The organism is Roseobacter sp. SK209-2-6 (genome assembly GCF_000169455.1).
In the GTDB taxonomy this organism is placed as follows: domain Bacteria; phylum Pseudomonadota; class Alphaproteobacteria; order Rhodobacterales; family Rhodobacteraceae; genus Pseudophaeobacter.
In genome coordinates this window covers 25,541-42,968 of sequence record NZ_AAYC01000003.1, presented here as the reverse complement: position 1 = coordinate 42,968, position 17,428 = coordinate 25,541, and the positions used below count along the sequence as shown (strand labels likewise).

At 59.3% G+C, this 17,428-nt stretch carries 24 protein-coding genes; 10 read left to right on the top strand and 14 right to left on the bottom strand.

Annotated elements, in window-relative coordinates; translation table 11 throughout:
* Positions 1–141: 141 nt before the first annotated feature.
* The 11 genes from RSK20926_RS05910 to ffh all read right to left on the bottom strand — a co-directional run bounded on the left by RSK20926_RS05910 (position 142) and on the right by ffh (position 6,766).
* On the bottom strand, positions 142–492 hold the full coding sequence (locus tag RSK20926_RS05910; protein ID WP_008205077.1) for a YegP family protein: 351 nt from the start codon (positions 490–492) through the stop codon (positions 142–144).
* Between the two features lie 121 nt (positions 493–613).
* Complete coding sequence (gene trmD / locus RSK20926_RS05905) at positions 614–1,444, bottom strand: tRNA (guanosine(37)-N1)-methyltransferase TrmD (RefSeq protein ID WP_037254156.1); 831 nt, start codon at positions 1,442–1,444, stop codon at positions 614–616.
* Positions 1,445–1,496: 52 nt separating this feature from the next.
* Positions 1,497–2,000 (bottom strand): ribosome maturation factor RimM, encoded by a 504-nt coding sequence (gene rimM, locus RSK20926_RS05900; RefSeq protein ID WP_008205073.1) that lies wholly within the window; start codon positions 1,998–2,000, stop codon positions 1,497–1,499.
* A 4-nt stretch (positions 2,001–2,004) separates the two neighbouring features.
* Positions 2,005–2,145 carry a hypothetical protein gene (locus tag RSK20926_RS23005; protein ID WP_008205071.1) on the bottom strand — a complete coding sequence of 47 codons (141 nt, stop codon included), beginning with the start codon at positions 2,143–2,145 and terminating at the stop codon, positions 2,005–2,007.
* A gap of 5 nt (positions 2,146–2,150) precedes the next feature.
* Entirely contained in the window at positions 2,151–2,840 is a 690-nt protein-coding gene (gene bluB / locus RSK20926_RS05895; protein ID WP_008205069.1) for a 5,6-dimethylbenzimidazole synthase, read from the bottom strand.
* Positions 2,841–2,846: 6 nt separating this feature from the next.
* A complete protein-coding gene (gene rpsP / locus RSK20926_RS05890; RefSeq protein WP_008205068.1) occupies positions 2,847–3,203 on the bottom strand; it encodes a 30S ribosomal protein S16 in 357 nt (118 codons plus the stop codon).
* A gap of 41 nt (positions 3,204–3,244) precedes the next feature.
* Positions 3,245–3,571, bottom strand: a complete 327-nt coding sequence (locus tag RSK20926_RS05885) for a chorismate mutase (protein WP_008205066.1) — start codon at positions 3,569–3,571, stop codon at positions 3,245–3,247.
* Entirely contained in the window at positions 3,564–4,166 is a 603-nt protein-coding gene (locus RSK20926_RS05880) for a GNAT family N-acetyltransferase (protein WP_008205065.1), read from the bottom strand. The genes RSK20926_RS05885 and RSK20926_RS05880 overlap by 8 nt, the downstream gene beginning before the upstream one ends.
* A complete protein-coding gene (locus tag RSK20926_RS05875; protein ID WP_008205063.1) occupies positions 4,163–4,690 on the bottom strand; it encodes a GNAT family N-acetyltransferase in 528 nt (175 codons plus the stop codon). The genes RSK20926_RS05880 and RSK20926_RS05875 overlap by 4 nt, the downstream gene beginning before the upstream one ends.
* Positions 4,687–5,232: a GNAT family N-acetyltransferase gene (locus tag RSK20926_RS05870; RefSeq protein ID WP_008205061.1), complete on the bottom strand. Its 546-nt coding sequence runs from the start codon at positions 5,230–5,232 to the stop codon at positions 4,687–4,689. Before RSK20926_RS05870 ends, RSK20926_RS05875 begins: the two co-directional genes overlap by 4 nt.
* Positions 5,233–5,236: 4 nt before the next feature.
* Positions 5,237–6,766, bottom strand: coding sequence for a signal recognition particle protein (ffh, locus tag RSK20926_RS05865; RefSeq protein ID WP_008205058.1), 1,530 nt, complete (start codon positions 6,764–6,766; stop codon positions 5,237–5,239).
* 524 nt (positions 6,767–7,290) lie between these two features.
* Between ffh and RSK20926_RS05860 the strand changes: the two genes are divergently transcribed.
* Entirely contained in the window at positions 7,291–9,201 is a 1,911-nt protein-coding gene (locus tag RSK20926_RS05860) for an elongation factor G (RefSeq protein ID WP_008205057.1), read from the top strand.
* A 168-nt stretch (positions 9,202–9,369) separates the two neighbouring features.
* Positions 9,370–9,897, top strand: coding sequence for a prolyl-tRNA synthetase associated domain-containing protein (locus RSK20926_RS05855; RefSeq protein WP_008205054.1), 528 nt, complete (start codon positions 9,370–9,372; stop codon positions 9,895–9,897).
* Between the two features lie 33 nt (positions 9,898–9,930).
* Here the strand turns inward: RSK20926_RS05855 and RSK20926_RS05850 are convergent, their stop codons facing one another.
* On the bottom strand, positions 9,931–10,677 hold the full coding sequence (locus tag RSK20926_RS05850; protein ID WP_008205051.1) for an aspartate/glutamate racemase family protein: 747 nt from the start codon (positions 10,675–10,677) through the stop codon (positions 9,931–9,933).
* 114 nt (positions 10,678–10,791) lie between these two features.
* A complete protein-coding gene (locus tag RSK20926_RS05845) occupies positions 10,792–11,373 on the bottom strand; it encodes an FMN-dependent NADH-azoreductase (RefSeq protein WP_008205050.1) in 582 nt (193 codons plus the stop codon).
* 162 nt (positions 11,374–11,535) lie between these two features.
* Here RSK20926_RS05845 and RSK20926_RS05840 point away from each other — a divergent pair, with 162 nt between their 5' ends.
* The 3 genes from RSK20926_RS05840 to RSK20926_RS05830 all read left to right on the top strand — a co-directional run bounded on the left by RSK20926_RS05840 (position 11,536) and on the right by RSK20926_RS05830 (position 13,825).
* Positions 11,536–12,414, top strand: coding sequence for a LysR family transcriptional regulator (locus RSK20926_RS05840; protein WP_008205046.1), 879 nt, complete (start codon positions 11,536–11,538; stop codon positions 12,412–12,414).
* Entirely contained in the window at positions 12,411–13,313 is a 903-nt protein-coding gene (locus tag RSK20926_RS05835; protein ID WP_037254151.1) for a DMT family transporter, read from the top strand. Before RSK20926_RS05840 ends, RSK20926_RS05835 begins: the two co-directional genes overlap by 4 nt.
* A gap of 101 nt (positions 13,314–13,414) precedes the next feature.
* Complete coding sequence (locus RSK20926_RS05830; protein ID WP_008205044.1) at positions 13,415–13,825, top strand: universal stress protein; 411 nt, start codon at positions 13,415–13,417, stop codon at positions 13,823–13,825.
* Between the two features lie 8 nt (positions 13,826–13,833).
* Here the strand turns inward: RSK20926_RS05830 and RSK20926_RS05825 are convergent, their stop codons facing one another.
* The gene (locus RSK20926_RS05825; protein WP_008205043.1) at positions 13,834–14,181 is read right to left on the bottom strand and encodes an ArsR/SmtB family transcription factor; all 348 of its coding nucleotides are present in this window, start codon (positions 14,179–14,181) and stop codon (positions 13,834–13,836) included.
* A 337-nt stretch (positions 14,182–14,518) separates the two neighbouring features.
* Here RSK20926_RS05825 and RSK20926_RS05820 point away from each other — a divergent pair, with 337 nt between their 5' ends.
* From RSK20926_RS05820 to RSK20926_RS05800, 5 genes are all read left to right on the top strand, one after another.
* On the top strand, positions 14,519–14,863 hold the full coding sequence (locus RSK20926_RS05820; protein ID WP_008205042.1) for an AtpZ/AtpI family protein: 345 nt from the start codon (positions 14,519–14,521) through the stop codon (positions 14,861–14,863).
* Between the two features lie 40 nt (positions 14,864–14,903).
* Positions 14,904–15,704: a F0F1 ATP synthase subunit A gene (locus tag RSK20926_RS05815; protein WP_008205041.1), complete on the top strand. Its 801-nt coding sequence runs from the start codon at positions 14,904–14,906 to the stop codon at positions 15,702–15,704.
* An 89-nt stretch (positions 15,705–15,793) separates the two neighbouring features.
* Positions 15,794–16,030, top strand: a complete 237-nt coding sequence (locus RSK20926_RS05810; RefSeq protein ID WP_008205040.1) for a F0F1 ATP synthase subunit C — start codon at positions 15,794–15,796, stop codon at positions 16,028–16,030.
* A gap of 88 nt (positions 16,031–16,118) precedes the next feature.
* Positions 16,119–16,655, top strand: coding sequence for a F0F1 ATP synthase subunit B' (locus tag RSK20926_RS05805; protein ID WP_008205039.1), 537 nt, complete (start codon positions 16,119–16,121; stop codon positions 16,653–16,655).
* A 4-nt stretch (positions 16,656–16,659) separates the two neighbouring features.
* Positions 16,660–17,217 carry a F0F1 ATP synthase subunit B gene (locus RSK20926_RS05800; RefSeq protein ID WP_008205037.1) on the top strand — a complete coding sequence of 186 codons (558 nt, stop codon included), beginning with the start codon at positions 16,660–16,662 and terminating at the stop codon, positions 17,215–17,217.
* The last annotated feature ends 211 nt before the right edge of the window (positions 17,218–17,428 follow it).

The window sequence follows — 17,428 nt, the reverse complement described above, 5'->3', positions numbered from 1 at the left end:
CGGTGACTGTCGCCTCTTACGAGGCGTCATTTCAATGTGCCCTTTGCCATTGGTGCTTTCAGTTACTTGCGGCCACTGAAACAGAAAAGCCCCCGACATTTTCATCGAGGGCCATTTGGCTTCGCCAATTGTGCGATTTGATCAAGCGGTCTGATCGTCGAGCTTGGCCTCTGGCGCATTGCGCATCACGGATTCGATGCCGTTGTCGCGCCCAGATGCACTGGTATAGCTCTGCGAGGTGCCGATCACCTGGCCATTGCCGGCTTTCAGGTTGAACATATGCTTGCCCGAAGAGGTTTCCTTGCGCTCATAGCGCTTATCTTCCGAAGCATTCTTGCGCACGGATTCAATACCGTTCTCAGCGCTGCTTTTCTGCTTGTAGCCCTCGCTCGCCAGAATGTTCTCGCCATTGCCTGCTTTCAGACGAAACCGGTATTCACCCGCCTTGTCTTGATAAAGTTCGAACTTCCCTGCCACTTTCTGCGCTCCCATGTTTTCAGTTGGTGATGCACAAACTAAAGCATGACAGGCCGTTCACGGCAATGTTTTCAGTTCAGGAAAGGTACTTGCAGAAAATCACCGCCGACCGTGGGCCGAGCTCTGAGCAAGATCCTCAGTCTTTGTTGTCCCGCTTGCGCTGGTAGGCTTCCCACAGGTCGGGACGCCGCGCCTTGGTGATCTCTTCGCTCATCTCCTGGCGCCATTCGGCGATTTTCCCATGGTGGCCGGACATCAGAACCTCGGGGATTTTGCGGCCCTTCCACTCGGCGGGGCGGGTGTATTGCGGATGCTCAAGCAGGCCGGAAGAGAAGCTTTCTTCCTCGGTTGAGGCCTGGTTGCCTAGGACGCCCGGGATCAGGCGCACGGTGCCATCGATCAGGGCCTGTGCCGCCAGTTCGCCGCCGGTCATGACAAAATCCCCAAGGGAGACTTCCTGGATATTGTAGTGCTGCAGAACCCGCTCATCGACGCCCTCGAAGCGGCCACAAAGAAGGGTCATGCCGTCGCAGCGGGCCAGGTTCTGCATCATGGCCTGATCCATCCGGCGCCCACGCGGTGAAAGATAGATCAAAGGCCAGTTGCCCCCCTGCGGCGCGGTGGTATCGACCATGGCATGCTCAATCGCGCTGCCCAACACATCCGGGCGCAGCACCATTCCGGCACCGCCGCCTGCGGGGGTGTCATCCACATTTCGATGTTTGGTCAGCCCAAACTGGCGAAGATCAATTGCTTCCAGCTGCCACAACCCTTCCTGCAGGGCCTTGCCGGTCAGGCTTTCGCCCAACACACCCGGAAAAGCGCTTGGAAAAAGCGTCAGAACCTTGGCTTTCCATACGCCAGCCAGGTCCGGTGTTGGAGTAATCAGCTCGCGCGGCTTCAAAGTGGGGCGAATGGCCTTGCGCCCATGTGATTTTGAAGGGGAAGCTTTGGGGTCTTGGGTCACGTGGCTGTCCTTTGCGCCGCTCACATTCGGTGAGAGGATGGATCTTGCAGTCTTAGAATAGGCCTTCGGGTGGGTCGGCGATGATACGGCCCTGTTCCAAGTCCACCGTGGGGACTGCAGCCATAGTAAAGGGCAAAAGTGCTGTGCCTTTGATCGCCTCGCCCTGCAATTCCAACAGATCGCTGGCGCCGTGGTTTTGGACCGATTTCACGGTTCCAAGCAAGACGCCGCCAGTGTCATAGACTTCCATGCCGACCAGATCGGCATAGTAATACTCATCACTGGGTAGGCTGGGTAGGCGATCACGCGGCGCAAAGAGTTTCAGGCCTTTGATTGCATCGGCCTGTTCCTTGGTCTCCACACCGCCCAAGTATCCGGAAAATCCGCCCTTGATTGCGCGGGTGAGCGTCAGAGAATAGCTCTGGCTGCCATCTTCGCTAGAGAGCGGCGAATAGGCCTCGATCTCTTCGGGGACTGCGCAAAAACTCTTGAGCCGCACCTCTCCGCGCACCCCATAGGATCCTGCGATGGCCCCAACGCAAATCAGTTCACTCATGGCTTCACTCTCCGGCACAGAACCCGCCGCGGATCCATTGCCCGCCGGATTTTGCGCATAGGTCCTTTTGATGGCTGCGCTCAAACAGAATGCCTGAGATAAAGGCGATCCCGGTAAAAAACACAAGGCGGATCAGGCGGCCCATTGGGTTTACCTGGTCTCAATTGGGAGATCTGCCTGGCGGCTTTCCCAACCTTTGAGTTCCAGTTCCGGTGTTTCTGAAGTCTTCTCGGGCCAGCCAATACAGAAATACCCAATCAGTTGCCAGCCTTCAGGGGCCTGCAAATCCCGGCTCAACTGGTCTGGATCCAGGACCGAGACCCAGCCGAGCCCCAGGCCTTCACCACGCAGGGCAAGCCAGAAGAGTGTGATGGCCGTGACTACCGAATAGCGCCGCATTTCCGGCATGGTCGCCGCGCCCAACCCGTGGCCCTGGTTGGTCTCGTCATCGCAGTAGATCGCCAGCTGTACTGGGGCTTCCTGCATGCCAGAGAGCTTCAGCCCGGCATAAAGGCTGGCCTGCTCGCCGGAATAGCCGGCCAGGGCTTCGGCATTGGCTGTCTGGAAATTCTTCAGGGCGGCATCGCGTGCGGCATCACTGTCGATGCGCAGGATGCGCCAGGGTTCGCTCAAGCCCACAGAAGGGGCCAGCTGGATGGCAGAGAGGCAACGCGCGAGCACTGCCTCATCCACCGGATCCCGGCGGAAGCGGCGCACATCACGCCGCAACCGCATGAGAAGATCAAGCTGGGCGCGGAACTCTTCCGGAAAAGCTCCCTTTGGGAGGTCTTCCTTCTGCCCCTTCTGAGGCTCAGCCTGCGGCTGGTCCCGCGCGTCCATATCCGATTACTCGGCTTCGGCAGCTTCAGCAGCCTTGGCTGCTTTTTCTTCTGCGCGCTCCTGAGCTTTCTTGCCAGGGGTGCCCTTCTTGGGGTTGTTGCGCTCGGCCTTTTCGCGAACGCCGGCAGCTTCCAGCATGCGGGCAACACGGTCGGTGACCTGTGCGCCTTCGCCCAGCCAGTACTGAACGCGCTCCAGATCCATTTTCACGCGCTCTTCGCTGTCTTTGGGCAGCAGCGGGTTGTAGGTGCCGAGCTTCTCGATGAAGCGGCCATCACGTGGCATGCGGCTGTCAGCAGCAACGATGCGGTAGAAAGGGCGCTTTTTAGAGCCGCCACGGGCCAGACGGATTTTGATAGCCATGGGTTTGTTCTCCTTTGATGGCGTTTACAGGGAGGTCCCTGTTATTCCTGGTGTTTCTTGTGGTGTCTGATGACTTCCTGAATGATGAAATTCAGGAAAGCCTTGGCGAAATCGGGGTCCAGGTCGGCCCGTTCCGCCAGATTCTCAAGCCGTGCAATCTGCTTGGCTTCGCGGGTCGGGTCCGAAGGCGGCAGGTCATGCTCTGCCTTCAGGCGCCCAACGGCCTGGGTATGCTTGAAGCGCTCCCCCAGGGTGTAAACAAGGATGGCATCAAGCCGGTCGATGCTTTCACGGTGCCCTTTCAGGAGCTCCGCGGCGCGTGCGACCACATCTTCGGCTGTGCCGGAGGTATTTATGCTGTCAGTCAATGGCCCATCCTTTTGGTTTGAACAGAGGGTCGGCGTAGTGGCTGATTTCCATCTCGATGCCATGGGCCAGCTGACTGCCCTTGAGGGCCCCGGGGCTGGGATGGCGGTAGACGGCGTCATTGCCATCAATGGTGGCAGCCTCCCGGTCCTTTAACGCACCCAGCCGTTCGGCCAGGCGGATCGAGTCCAGGTTTTTCGGGTCGATATAGCTGACGGCGGTCTCCCAACCGCAGCTCTCATAGAAATAGGCACGGGCGGCATTGGTCGCTTCCAAGGCGTAGCCATGCCCGGCGGCATCCGGCCAGATGATCCAGGCGATCTCGCGCTCGGGCCAGCCAGCGGGCATCCAGCCGCCTGCCATGCCATAGGTCTCATCCGTCACCTTGTCGTGGATCATCCACATGCCAAAACCATTGACCTGCCAATGGCCGATCTCAGCGGCATAGAGCATCCAGGCCTCATAGGCGTTCAAGGGCCCGCCCATGAAGCGGGAGCGGTAAGAGGCAAAGGTCGCCTTGAAGTCCGGGTAATCCTCGGCTTCGGGGCCGCGCAGTACCAGGCGCCGGGTTTCGATCACGGGAATACTCAGGCTCATGCCGTGCCCTCCAGGACCGGGTGGCGCCAAACCTGGCAGGGTTTGCCCAGGAGTTTGCCGTCACGCTCGAACACCGCGCCGAGCCTTTGGGCCAATGCCTGCGAGCGGCTATTGGCCGGGGCAATATAGCTGATCACGCCGTTCTGTTTCTGATGGCGCGCAGCATAGGCGCGGGCCGTTGTGGCAGCTTCAAAGGCATAGCCCTTGCCCTCGGCCCCTTCCAGCAGGGTCCAGCCCAGCTCCGGCTCATCCCAGGCGGGGGCAAAGATCATGCCGGCCCAGCCAATAAAGGCGCCGCTGGGTTTTTCCTCGATATGCCAGAGCCCATAGCCATTGAGCGACCAATGGCCAATGCGCGCGACCATGGATTGCCAGGTTCCCATGGCATCACGGGGCCCGCCTACATACTGGCTGCGCTCCGTTTCAAAGAAAGCCGACATCGGCTTCAGATCTTCAATCTGGGGACCGCGCAGCACCAGACGCTCAGTTTCCAGCACCGGAATCGGAAGAGGCATCGCCATCATGCGTAGGCCTCCATTCCGCCTTCGTTCAGGTCATCCGCACCGATGTGGCGCCAGACTTCGACTGTGCCAAAGCGGTCATGGTTGAAGTTGCCGTCACGTTTGGCGCCCAGGCGTTGCGCTACTTTGCGCGAGGCATGGTTCTCTGGTGCGACAAGGCTGATCGCGGTTTTCCAGCCCAGGACGCCATAAGCGTGTGTGCGTGCGGCAGTCGCCGCTTCGGTGGCGTAGCCTTTGCCGCCAAAGCCCTCGAACAGGTCCCAACCGATTTCCGGCTCTGGCCAGCCTGCCGGGTTCCATAGGCCAATGATCCCCGCAGCTTTGCCGCTTTCGCGTTCCACCAGGGTCCAGCGCCCGTAGCCCAGCATCTGCCAGTGGCCGATCTCAACTGCGAGGTGGCGCCAGACCTGTTCCGGCTCCATCTGTCCACCCACAAATTCAGCACGCGGGGAAGCATAGAAGGCGCACAACGCGTCGAAATCCTCGAGCGTTGGGGCGCGCATCATCAGCCGCGATGTCTGAAGTGTGGGGACAGAGAAACTCATCTCGTTACTTCTTCTTCCCGAAACCGGAAAGGCCACCGGGCAGGCCCATGCCACCCATACCGCCGAGACCGGGCAAGCCGCCGGGCATTCCGCCCTTGCCGCCAAGCGCCTTGGCGGCCGCTTCCAGCGCTTTTGGGTCCATCTGACCGGGATCCATGCCCGCCATATCGGGCATGCCGCCGCCTTTGCCGAACATGCCGCCGAGCGCCTGTTTCAGCATCTTGCCTTTGCCCATCTTGCCCATCTTCTTCATCATGTCCGACATCTGCCGGTGCATTTTCAGAAGCTTGTTGAGGTCAGAGACCTGCATGCCGGAACCGGCGGCGATGCGTTTCTTGCGCGAGGCCTGCAGCAGGGCCGGGTTGGCGCGCTCTTTCTTGGTCATGGACTGGATCATGGCGATCTGGCGGGTGATGACTTTGTCATCCATGCCGGCGTCCTGCACCTGCTTGGCCATTTTCCCCATGCCGGGCATCATCGACATCATGCCCTCCATGCCGCCCATCTGCTGCATTTGCTGAAGCTGCATCTTCAGGTCATTCATATTGAAATGACCCTTCATCATGCGCTTCATCATCTTTTCGGCCTGCTCGGCCTCGATGGTTTCCTGGGCCTTCTCGACCAGGGCAACGATATCGCCCATGCCCAGGATGCGCCCAGCGATACGCTCCGGTTCGAAGGTCTCGATGGCATCCATCTTTTCGCCAAGGCCGACAAAGCGGATCGGCTTGCCGGTGACCGCGCGCATTGACAGCGCCGCACCACCGCGCCCGTCACCATCCATCCGGGTGAGGACCACGCCTGAGATGCCGATCTTGGCGTCGAATTCTTCCGCAACCTCAACCGCAACCTGACCGGTCAACCCATCGACCACCAGCAGTGTCTCACGCGGGGAGACCACATTGCGGACGTCCTCGACCTCTTGCATCAGGGTTTCGTCGATATGCAAGCGGCCCGCTGTGTCGAGCATATAGACGTCATAGCCGCCGAGGGTCGCCTGCTGCTTGGCGCGTTTGGCGATGTCGACAGGTTTCTGGCCAGGTACGATGGGCAGGGTATCAACGCCAATCTGGGTGCCGAGAACCTTCAGCTGGTCCATCGCAGCGGGGCGGTAAACGTCGAGCGAGGCCATGAGGACGCGTTTGCCCTCTTTCTCTTTCAGGCGTTTGGCCAGCTTGCCTGTGGTTGTGGTCTTACCTGAGCCCTGCAGGCCGACCATCAGGATCGGCGCGGGCGGGTTGTCCACTTTGAGGGTGCCCAGATCTTCGTCGCCGCGCAGTACTTCAACCAGCGCGTCGTGAACAATCTTGACCACCTGCTGGCCCGGGGTCACCGATTTGGTGACTGCCTGACCGGTGGCCTGTTCCTGAACCTTTTTGACAAAGTCGCGGGCAACCGGCAGCGAAACATCGGCCTCCAAGAGGGCGACGCGCACTTCGCGCAGAGCGGTTTTGACGTCTTCCTCCGACAGCGCACCCTGTTTGGTCAGCCGGTCAAAGACCCCGGAAAGCCGTTCGGATAGATTTTCAAACATGCCCGCGGCCTCCTACGCCGATTTCAGTTCTGACGCTCCCTATCTAGTGAAGGGGGCGCCCATGCGCAAATGCCCTTGACCCGTTGTGCATGCGTCGAGAGGGCAATCCAAACAGAATTGCCCCCACGGGCGTAACACGCTGGTGGGGGGCGATCCCTGACAGGTCAGGGACCGGAAGACTCAGATCTTCCGGATGTTGGAGTTGCGTTACGCCGAACAGGTGTCAGAGTCAACGGGATATAGGGTATTTGAGCCAAACCGGTGGTCGAGAGGGGGTTTCAGTGCCAGTTTGACGCAGTTGCAGCATAGGCATAGGGGCTTTGCCTTGACAGAGAAAGCCTAGGCTGGTGATGATCAATCTCGCACCGGCCCTGAAACCGGGTGAGTCCTTCTGTGGCTATACCCTTTGACCGGTCATGACCTGCGCCTTTGAGGCAGGGCGCCATTCAGACAAGCACTACGACTTGCATCCGCAAGCCGCATCCTTCTGCGAGCAGCCATTCAGCTGAAGGAGGATCGAAGACATGCGCGTATTCACTATTCTCGGACCGTCGCAGTCCGGCAAAACGACCCTTGTCAGGGCGCTGGCAGGCCTCGAAGGGGCGGCGGGAAAACGGCGGGAGACGGCAGCGGTTGCAGCGATGCAGCCGTTTTCTTTTATGGGTGAGGACTGGGCCGCAATCGATATTGCGGGCGGGGCTGAAAACCTGGCTCAGGCGGGGCCGGCGTTGGCGGCCAGCGATGCGGCAGTGCTCTGTGTTCCCGCCGAAGCAGAGGCGGCGGTTCTGGCAGCACCCTATCTGCGAAAACTGGAAGAGGCAGGGATCCCCTCCTTTATCTTTGTGAACAGGATGGATCAGGCAGCAGACCGGGTGGCGGATATCGTCTCGGCGCTGCAGACCTATGCCAATCACAATATCATTCTGCGCCAGGTGCCGATCCGCGAGAAGGATCAGGTTGTCGGCGCGGTGGATCTGATCTCGGAGCGGGCCTGGAAGTACATCGAGGGCCAGCCCTCGGCGCTGATCGAGCTGCCGCAAGGGATGCAGAACCGCGAACAGGAAGCCCGCACCGAAATGCTGGAAGCCCTGGCGGATTTTGATGATCACCTCCTGGAAGAGCTAATCGAAGACCAGCAGGTCCTGCCGGAGGAAGCCTATGAGATTGCAACCCGGGTGCTGCAGCACAATGATCTGATCCCAACCTTGATGGGATCAGCCGAGCATAGCAATGGCATCCTGCGGCTGATGAAATGCCTGCGCCATGAGGCGCCGGAGGTCTCCGCTGCGCGGGAGCGTTTGAGCGAAGTTGGAGAGGTGGTCGCAGTCGGCTGCCTAGCGGATCAGGTGAAACACATCGGCAAGACAGTGCTCCTGCGTTCGATGGCGGGTGGTCTGGGCAATGGCGTGCCTGTTGCTGGGGATACCCTTGGCAGCCTGACCGGGGTTGGCAGTACCGCAAACGGCGGCGGCTTGGCTGCTGGTGATATGGGGCAGGCGGTCAAATCGGACCATCTGAAGCTGGGCTATTGCTACATGGCTGATGGCAGCGAAACCCTTCCGGACTGGGCCCAGCCCCGGCCTTCGACCTACCGACGGGTGGTGACACCACGGCATGAGCGGGATGATGCGCGGCTCTCCACTGCGCTGGAGCGCCTGACGGAGATCGACCCGGCGCTGCAGATTGGGCAAGACGAGGCATCAGGTCACGCGCTGTTGCATCTGCAGGGGCCGCTGCATCTGCGGCGGGTGATGGCAACTCTGCACGATGAGTTCGGTATCGAAGCCGCAGGAGAGAAGGTACCGCCCTCACTGTGCGAAACCGTCACTAAGCCGGTGGAAATCCGCTACCGCCATCGCAAGCAATCCGGCGGCGCTGGGCAATTTGCCGATGTGGTGATCGAAGTGCACCCCTTGCCGCGTGGCAGTGGCTTTCAGTTCAGCGATACGGTCAAGGGCGGTGCGGTACCCAAAAACTATATCCCCTCAGTCGAAGCTGGAGTGAAGGATGCCCTGTCAGAGGGGCTGAACGGGCATCAGGTGGTGGATATCGCGGTCAATCTGAAGGACGGTAAACATCATGCGGTGGACAGTTCTGATTTTGCTTTCCGCACCGCCGGTAAGAACGCCCTGCGCGAAGCCCTGCAGGAGGCCGGGCTGGTGCTGCTGCAACCAATTATGAAGGTCTCCATCCATGTGCCGGCGATCTTTACCGGTGGGCTGGTGCCCATGGTGAGCGGCATGAAAGGGCAGATCCTGGGGTTTTCGGCGGAAGAGGGTGCTGCGGGCTGGGATGTTTTCGAAACGCTCCTGCCGCAGGCGGCCCAGGATGAGCTTTGCCACACACTTGCCAGCGCCACCCGCGGCACTGCCTGGTTCGAGACGGGCTTTGACCATTATGAGGAGGCGCGCCGGGTCGAGTTTGCCGATGCCTGAGCGCTGGTTCCACCCTAAACTGGCCTGCTACTAGACAGGAAAGGGGCGCTGCACTGATCGCGACGCGGCGCCTCATCGCACGAAACCACCGCATCTCCTCTTGCATCTTTCGGCTGTTCCGCGTGATCTGCACGGCAACTTGGAAATGACCTAGCGGAGAAATCCCCCATGGATGCATCATCAGTCCACCAGGATAGCCTGCCTCTTTCGTCGGATGCGCTTTTGACGCATCTGCAGGACTTGGGGCTTGCCTATACTCTGCATGAGCACGTTCCGCTGCGCACCGTGGAAGATGCCAAAGAGGTTGAGGCTGACATGGAAGTGCCGGGAGTCCACAGCCTGAAGATCAAGAATCTCTATCTGCGCGATCGTAAGAAACGCAATTACCTGATTTCGCTGGAGCAGGATCGGGAGATTGACCTCAAGGCGCTGGGCAAAGAGATCGGTGCACCGGGCCTCAGCTTTGGTTCGGCAGATCGGCTGCTGGAAAATCTTGGTATCCGCCCCGGTGCGGTCAGCCCCTTGGCGATGATCACCGGCGTCGAGAAGGGTGTGATCTTCTACATGGATAGTGCTGCACAGGAGGTTGATGTGATCAACATGCACCCGCTGGTCAATGACCGGACAGTCGTGATGACACGAGCCGATTTTCTGAGCTTTATGGGACGCATCGGCTGCGAAGTGCGCTGGCTCTAATTTCCCCACAGTTTGCCAGCGCTTGGGCAGGGCTTAGCCCATTGCCCGTTCAAGCGCGGCAGTGATATGTGCGGCAGAGGTATTGATGAACAAGAAGCCCTCGGCTTCAAAAATGGGGTCATCAATCTGATCCGGAAAGGCCAGCGGCAATTCGGTACAGGCCAGGATCACCGCAGTTCCGGGCTCTGCGTTGCGGTGGCAGAACTGGAGCAGGCGCTCTCGAGCATTCTCTGATGCACCTCCGTGGAAATCCTCATCAATCATGGCCTGCGCTTCGGCGATCTCCTCTTCCGGCAGGGGGCCGAGGGTGCGGATACTGTGCTCCGTCATTACCTGGGAATAGTTCGGGGATTGCAGTGTTACCGAAGTACCGATGACCAGGGCCTTCTTCGCCCCTGCCAGCAATACAGCACTGGCAGTTGCCTCATAGATGCTCAACACGGGCATGGCCACGCCCCTTGTTATGGAGTGCAAGCGTGCATGGGGGGTGTTGCTGGCGATGACTGCAAAGTCGCAGCCAGCAACTTCGAGCGTCAACAAGGCCTCATGAAACACTGCATCAAAATCCGCCCAGCTTTGCTCATCGTCCTGCATGCCGCGCAGGCTGCGGGTTTCAGCCTGGTTGACAGATTCTATGGTGATCCGCGGGACCGGTATAGGGCCGCTCTTGGGGGCGGTTCCAGCCTCGCGTTGGTGGCTCCAAGCTCCGGCGCAGATGCCGCGGTAGTAGTCCAGGGTTGAGGCCCAGCCAACGCCGCCCAAGATGCCGATCTTTTTCATACTGCCTGCTCCCGGAATCTGTTTTGGCAAAGCATGCCAGTCAAGCGCGGGAGGGAACAGCCTCAGCACCGCCCTCTTTTGGAGGCGGTGCTGAGGCTGTTTGCCTTGGCTGGATCAGGCTGCCAGCGCTTCGATCGCGGATTTTGCCTTGGCCATGGAGCCTTCGGCATCCACTGCCAGCAGATCAGCGGCAACCAGTTCCACCTCGGTGATGCCGATAAAGCCCAGCACGTGGCGCAGATAGGTGGTGGCAAAATCAACATCAGACCCTGCCTGAGTGCCACCCGAAGCCACGGCGATAATGGCGCGCTTACCTTCCAAGAGACCCTTGGGTCCGGTTTCACTGTACTGGAAGGTTACGCCAACACGGGCAACCAGATCGATCCAAGCCTTGAGCGTGGAGGGGACCGAGAAATTGTAGATCGGCGCGCCGATGACGATGGTGTCTGCCTCTTTCAGCTCAGCGATCAGGGAGTCTGAGAGTGCGAGCAGCGCCTTCTGGTCCTCAGTGCGCTGATCTGCCGGGGTGAAATTGGCGCCAACCCAGGCTTCGTCCAGCAGCGGCAGCGGTGCGGAAAGATCGCGGCGGATAACACGCGCTGCGCCCAGTTTTTGGGTGATTTCGGCACTCAGCGAGCGGGTGACGGAACTTTCACTGCGGGCGGAGGAGTCGATATGCAAAACTGTGGAGGTCATGGGGAGATTTCCAAATTGTGAGGTTTCGTCTTCCTCACAAATGGGTTATTACAAAAATGAACGCAATCTGGGTCTCGACACATCTTCTGTGCGAATTTGTTGGATTTCCTGATCTTGAAACAGGGGCGCTCTATGCCAGCGCAGCGAAGAGGGAGAAGGCTTATGGAAAATTGGGATGAGGTCCGCACAGCCTATCAGGTGGCACGGATGGGCACTGTCAGCGGCGCGGCCGAGGTTCTGGGCGTGCATCATGCAACCGTTATCCGGCATATAGATGCCATCGAGGCGCGGCTTGGCGTGAAGCTCTTTCAGCGCCACGCCCGCGGCTATACGCCAACCGAGGCAGGTCAGGACCTTTTGCGTGTTGCTCAGGCGACGGACGATCAGTTCAGTCAGCTGGTCGGGCGGCTCAAAGGGCAGGGGGATGAGGTTTCCGGTGAGCTGGTGGTGACCTCCCTCTCCTCGATGTCCCATTTGCTGGTGCCAGTGCTGAGCGAGTTTCAGCAGATGCACCCAGGCCTGGTGATCCGCTATCTGACCGGCGAGCGTCTGTTCCGTCTGGAATACGGTGAGGCCCATGTTGCGCTGCGCGCCGGCAATGCCCCGGATCAGCCGGACAATGTGGTGCAGCCTTTCCTGAAGCACCGGATCGGGCTCTTTGCCGCCCCATCCTACGTCGAGCGCCGCGGCATGCTCAAAGGGCTGGAGGACTTGAAGAACCACCAGTTCGTCAGTGCCGATAACGAAAACAGCCGCGCGCCTTTCAACAAATGGCTGCGCGAGCACACCGCTGATGAAACGATCATCTTCCGCTGCTCGGACGGGGTTGCCATCCGCGAGGCCATCATGGCCGGCGCTGGAATTGGGTTCATGTCCATGTGGGAGGCCGCCCGCCGTCCGGATCTGGTCAAGATGATGGATCCGCAAAAGGAATGGGAGGGCAGCATCTGGCTGGTCACCCATGTGGATCTGCACCGCACCAACAAAGTCCAGAGCTTCCTCTCCTTCCTGAAAGAGCGCGCCAAGGAGTGGAACGCTTGAGCCCGGCGCTGCGTGCCCATGGTGCTATGCTGCTGTTTTCGATGCTGGTGGCCGGGTCCTTTTCGCTGGGGGTGCTGATCGCCAACGATATTACGCCCATGGCCTTGAATGCGGCCAGGTTTCTGATCGCGGCTGCGGTAATCGGTGCAGTGGCCGCCGCAGGAAGGCAGCTCCGCCGGAGCTATTTCTCCGCTTTCTGGCGCTACATCGTCATGGGAGCGCTTTTCGCCAGCTACTTTGTGCTGATGTTCTACGGGCTGCAGACCGCAGAAGCCGTAAGCGCAGCAGCGGTTTTTACCCTGACCCCTGTGCTGAGCGCGGGTTTTGGCTGGATGCTCTTGCGGCAGGTCACCACGCCACGCATGGCTCTAGCGCTGAGCATCGGTGGGGCAGGGGCGCTCTGGGTGATCTTTCGTGCCGATCTTGCGGCTCTGCGGGCCTTTGACATAGGGCGGGGGGAGATGATCTATTTCGTGGGCTGTGTCGCCCATGCCATCTACACCCCTGTTGTGCGAAAACTGAACCGAGGCGAACCCGCGATTGCCTTTACGTTTGGTACTCTGGTCGCTGGTGCTTTGGTGCTCTGTGTTGTGGGCTGGAGAGACGTAGTTGCAACCGATTGGCTGAGCCTGTCCCTTCTGGTTTGGGTGGGGCTTCTTTATGTGGCACTCTTTGCCAGCGCTGCCACTTTCGTGCTTTTGCAATTTGCTACCCTGCATCTGCCCTCGGCTAAGGTGATGGCCTATACTTATCTTACGCCGAGTTGGGTGATCGTCTGGCAGATTGCGCTGGGCAATCCAGCCCCAGGCGGGCTGATCCTGATCGGCATCGGGCTGACTGTGGCTGCTCTGTATCTGCTGCTCGAAGGGGCGCATCAGCGGCACCCGGTCCGGAGCTAGTCTGGCTGCGCCCGCGCATTGAGGGATATCAAGGCCCCGGACCCGTGCTGTGCTATCATCCGTACAAGGGAAGCGCGCCTTTAACAAGGAGGAGCGCAAGCATGTTCAAGCACATTATGATCCCCGTGGATCTCAGGTTGCCGGATCCCGTGCCCAAGGCACTGAAGCTGGCGATCAAATTCGCCCGCACAGATGGGGCGCGCCTCACCCTGGTCAATGTCTACGGAGAGCAGGCGAGCGACGCGCCCGGCGGCAAGGCGGCTGAGGAAATGGTAGCTGTGCTTGCGAGGGAAATCGGAGCAGGACTAGGCAATCCGGTGGATGGGATCGCGATCTATTCCGTTGATATCGCCGCTGAGGTGGATTCAATCCTGGCCAAAACCGCTGAGGAGATCGAGGCCGACCTGGTGGTGGTGGGCAGCCATGCGCCGCGGCTCCTGGACTATATCTTCTCGTCCCATGGCGGCTATCTGGTGCGGCACTCCAAAGCCTCGGTCTTTGTTGTCCGCTAAAGCCTGTATCAGGACCCGGCCTCAGCTGCCGGGTCATTTCCCAGCTCGCTTGCAAGGAAACGTTCAAAGGCGTCCAGATTGACCGGCTCGAACTGGCCAAACCCTTGCATCCAGACAGAGGCTGCCCGCATGGCGTCTGGCTGCAGTTTGCACCATTTCACCCGCCCTCGTTTCTCCTGCGCGATCAGTCCCGCACGGGTTAGGATAGTGAGGTGCTTAGAGATTGCTGCCAGTGACATCTCAAAGGGTTCGGCCACATCCGTGACGGCCATGTCATCTTCCAACAACATGGTCAGGATCGACCGGCGGGTCGGATCAGCCAGGGCGGCAAAAACTGTATCGAGTTCGCTGGTCATCGGCTGCACATTAGGCGTTGGGACCCATAAAGGGAAGTCGCGCAAAACCCGAGGTCAGGGTCTAAGGGTTTACCCTTCCCCAGATGTTCTCTTTGGCTGCAAACCCAATGAGGATTTCAAGGGGCTAACGCACCGGAATTCAAAATCAACCTCTTGGTTGAATATGGGTTTTTCGCTCGATCGCAGCCCTCAGCCAGGGCGACAGAAGCGCGCAGCAGGCCCAATTGAGAGATTTTCTGCTTAAAAATAACGACTTAAGGTCGCCGGAAAAGATGACTCTCTTCAATTGACTCTGTGGCCCCAGCACCTTAGCACACTGGCAAGATTTCGCGTGAGGATGGCGCCCGTGACCGATGATGACCAAAAGCAGCGCATGGCGCAGCTGGAGGAACGGCTCGCGGCGGCGCGTAAGGCCCAGGAGCCCAAGCCGCGCGTGGATGAGCACTACTCTCTGGCCAATCAGGCTTGGCGAATGGTGATTGAATTGGTGGCCGGTCTTGGGATCGGCTTTGGCATCGGATACGGGCTGGATTACCTGTTTGGGACTCTGCCGATCTTTATGGTGCTGTTCATAATGCTGGGCCTGGCGGCTGGGGTGAAGACGATGCTTCGCACCGCGCAAGAGATCCAGGAACAGAAACTGGCCGAAGAGGCCGACAAAAACGGAGAAGCCCGGGAGTGATCCTCATGATCATTCACCCGGCGACAGGAGAAGCGGAACGATGGGCAAGCTGTTCTTTTACGTAGCACTGGCACTGGTATTGGTGTCCGGCGTGATTTTTGCACCAGAGCACGCGGGCCTGGCGATCCATCCGATGGATCAGTTCGAGGTGAGCTCCTACACCAGCGACAACGTCAGCATGTTTGCGATCACCAATGTTACAGTCTGGCTCGCACTGGCCGTTGCGGCAGTCTTTGCTCTGATGGTCATGGGCTCCTCGCGCCGCGCCATCGTTCCCGGCCGCGCGCAGTCGATTGCTGAACTGGCCTATGGCTTTATTTACAAGATGGTTGAAGATGTTGCTGGCAAGGACGGCGTCAAATTCTTCCCCTATATCATGACCCTGTTCATGTTCATTCTGATGGCCAACTTCCTGGGTCTGATCCCCGGCTCCTTCACCACCACCTCGCACATCGCCGTGACCGCGGTTCTGGCGGCTCTGGTCTTCTTCACCGTGACCATCGTTGGTTTCGTGAAGAACGGTGCTGGTTTCCTCGGTCTGTTCTGGGTTTCCAGCGCGCCTCTGGCCCTGCGTCCGATCCTGGCCGTGATCGAGCTGATCTCTTACTTCGTCCGCCCCGTAAGCCACAGCATTCGTCTGGCAGGCAACGTCATGGCGGGCCACGCGGTTCTGAAAGTGTTCGCCGGTTTTGCTGCAGCCCTGGGCCTGTTCAGCTTCCTGCCGATCTTTGCCATCACCGCAGTCTATGCACTCGAAGTTCTGGTGGCCTTCATCCAGGCCTATGTCTTCACCATCCTGACCTGCGTGTATCTGAAGGACGCACTGCACCCGAGCCACTAAGGCCAGGATAGCACAACAAGTTACCGGGTGAGCCGCGCTTGGTTCACCCAGACCTGAAATCACCACATTCCATCGTAAGGAGAAAACCCATGGAAGGCGATATCGCACAACTCGGTCAGTTCATCGGCGCAGGCCTGGCAGCAATCGGTTCCGGCGCAGCCGCAATCGGTGTGGGCCACGTAGCCGGCAACTTCCTGGCAGGCGCTCTGCGCAACCCATCCGCAGCTGCTGGTCAGACTGCAACCCTCTTCATCGGCATCGCCTTTGCAGAAGCCCTGGGCATCTTCTCGTTCCTGGTTGCTCTGCTGCTGATGTTCGCAGTCTAAGACCTTAGGACACTTTATCCTTACGGCCGGGCAGTACGGCATCTGCCAGTACTGCCCGGTGTAACGGCAAGTTCCCAAGGAGAACGACATGGCATCAAATACACAAGACGCAGCTCACGGCGCCGCCGAATCTGCTCCGGGCATGCCGCAGCTGGACTTCTCGACCTTCGGGAACCAGATCTTCTGGCTGGCTGTCGCGCTGGTCGCGATCTACTTTATTCTGTCGCGTGTCGCACTGCCCCGCATCGCTGCGGTTCTGGCAGAGCGTCAGGGGACCATCACCAACGACCTCGCGGCGGCTGAAGATCTGAAAGCCAAGGCAGTTGAGGCCGAAAATGCTTATAACAAGGCTCTGGCAGATGCACGGGCGGAAGCTCAGCGTATCGCTGGCGAGACCCGCGCTGAAATTCAGGCTGACCTGAACGAAGCAATTGCCAAGGCTGATGAACAGATCTCTGCAAAAGCGGCTGAGTCTGAAAAAGCTATCGCTGAAATCAAGGCAGGCGCGCTGGAAAGCGTGAAAGAAGTTGCAGCGGATACCGCTGAAGCTCTGGTCGCTGCTCTTGGTGGCAAGGCAGATGCAAAAGCGATCGCAGCTGCGGTTGCCGAACGGACGAAAGGATAAGGACATGCGCACAGTACTGGCACTTGCCCTGACCCTTGGCACCGCAAGCCCTGCACTGGCAGCTGGCGGCGGCATGAGCCTGACCAACACCAACCTGGTTGTTGCCCTTGGTTTCCTGCTGTTTGTTGGCATCCTGCTGTTTGTCAAAGTTCCCAGCTTGCTGGGAAAACAGCTGGATAACCGTGCTGACGGCATCCAAAAAGAACTGGACGAAGCCCGCGCCCTGCGTGAAGAGGCTCAGACTGTTCTGGCGGATTACGAGCGCAAGCAACAAGAAGTTCAGGCTCAGGCCGACAGCATTGTTGCATCTGCACGTGAGGACGCTGCACGCGCTGCAGAGGAAGCAAAGGCTGAGCTGGAGAAATCCATCGCCCGCCGCCTCGCAGCTGCTGAAGAGCAGATCGATTCTGCAGAAGCTTCTGCTGTGAAGGAAGTACGTGATCAGGCCATCACCATAGCCGTTGCTGCTGCCGATCAAGTGATCGCAAAGCAGATGACCGCGGCTGAGGCAAACAAGCTGATCGACGCCGCCATCGCAGATGTAGACGCCAAGCTGCACTAAGCTGGCGCACTGCTCAGATCAAAGAACCCGGCCTTTTTGGCCGGGTTCTTTGTCTGAAGCCTTTCCAGGCCTTATGCCTCCCAGCAGGTGAGCACCATCCACAGGGTGACGGGCACTCGTCTGCTCGCCCCATGGCGTGCGGCTTTTGCTCCCGTCCGGGCTGGGGCCTAATGCGTGCGATCTTCCCTTTAGTGGGTTGCTCTTGAGCCGG

Coding starts and splice junctions, on each gene's coding strand:
- rimM (WP_008205073.1), bottom strand. CDS start 2,000: ATGAGTGAACTGATTTGCGTTGGGGCCATCGCAGGATCCTATGGGGTG.
- RSK20926_RS05850 (WP_008205051.1), bottom strand. CDS start 10,677: ATGAAAAAGATCGGCATCTTGGGCGGCGTTGGCTGGGCCTCAACCCTG.
- RSK20926_RS05880 (WP_008205065.1), bottom strand. CDS start 4,166: ATGAGCCTGAGTATTCCCGTGATCGAAACCCGGCGCCTGGTACTGCGC.
- RSK20926_RS05875 (WP_008205063.1), bottom strand. CDS start 4,690: ATGATGGCGATGCCTCTTCCGATTCCGGTGCTGGAAACTGAGCGTCTG.
- RSK20926_RS05800 (WP_008205037.1), top strand. CDS start 16,660: ATGCGCACAGTACTGGCACTTGCCCTGACCCTTGGCACCGCAAGCCCT.
- rpsP (WP_008205068.1), bottom strand. CDS start 3,203: ATGGCTATCAAAATCCGTCTGGCCCGTGGCGGCTCTAAAAAGCGCCCT.
- RSK20926_RS05830 (WP_008205044.1), top strand. CDS start 13,415: ATGTTCAAGCACATTATGATCCCCGTGGATCTCAGGTTGCCGGATCCC.
- RSK20926_RS05810 (WP_008205040.1), top strand. CDS start 15,794: ATGGAAGGCGATATCGCACAACTCGGTCAGTTCATCGGCGCAGGCCTG.
- RSK20926_RS05815 (WP_008205041.1), top strand. CDS start 14,904: ATGGGCAAGCTGTTCTTTTACGTAGCACTGGCACTGGTATTGGTGTCC.
- RSK20926_RS05860 (WP_008205057.1), top strand. CDS start 7,291: ATGCGCGTATTCACTATTCTCGGACCGTCGCAGTCCGGCAAAACGACC.
- RSK20926_RS05870 (WP_008205061.1), bottom strand. CDS start 5,232: ATGAGTTTCTCTGTCCCCACACTTCAGACATCGCGGCTGATGATGCGC.
- RSK20926_RS05855 (WP_008205054.1), top strand. CDS start 9,370: ATGGATGCATCATCAGTCCACCAGGATAGCCTGCCTCTTTCGTCGGAT.
- RSK20926_RS05825 (WP_008205043.1), bottom strand. CDS start 14,181: ATGACCAGCGAACTCGATACAGTTTTTGCCGCCCTGGCTGATCCGACC.
- ffh (WP_008205058.1), bottom strand. CDS start 6,766: ATGTTTGAAAATCTATCCGAACGGCTTTCCGGGGTCTTTGACCGGCTG.
- RSK20926_RS05820 (WP_008205042.1), top strand. CDS start 14,519: ATGGCGCCCGTGACCGATGATGACCAAAAGCAGCGCATGGCGCAGCTG.
- RSK20926_RS05840 (WP_008205046.1), top strand. CDS start 11,536: ATGGAAAATTGGGATGAGGTCCGCACAGCCTATCAGGTGGCACGGATG.
- RSK20926_RS05910 (WP_008205077.1), bottom strand. CDS start 492: ATGGGAGCGCAGAAAGTGGCAGGGAAGTTCGAACTTTATCAAGACAAG.
- bluB (WP_008205069.1), bottom strand. CDS start 2,840: ATGGACGCGCGGGACCAGCCGCAGGCTGAGCCTCAGAAGGGGCAGAAG.
- RSK20926_RS05805 (WP_008205039.1), top strand. CDS start 16,119: ATGGCATCAAATACACAAGACGCAGCTCACGGCGCCGCCGAATCTGCT.
- RSK20926_RS05845 (WP_008205050.1), bottom strand. CDS start 11,373: ATGACCTCCACAGTTTTGCATATCGACTCCTCCGCCCGCAGTGAAAGT.
- RSK20926_RS23005 (WP_008205071.1), bottom strand. CDS start 2,145: ATGGGCCGCCTGATCCGCCTTGTGTTTTTTACCGGGATCGCCTTTATC.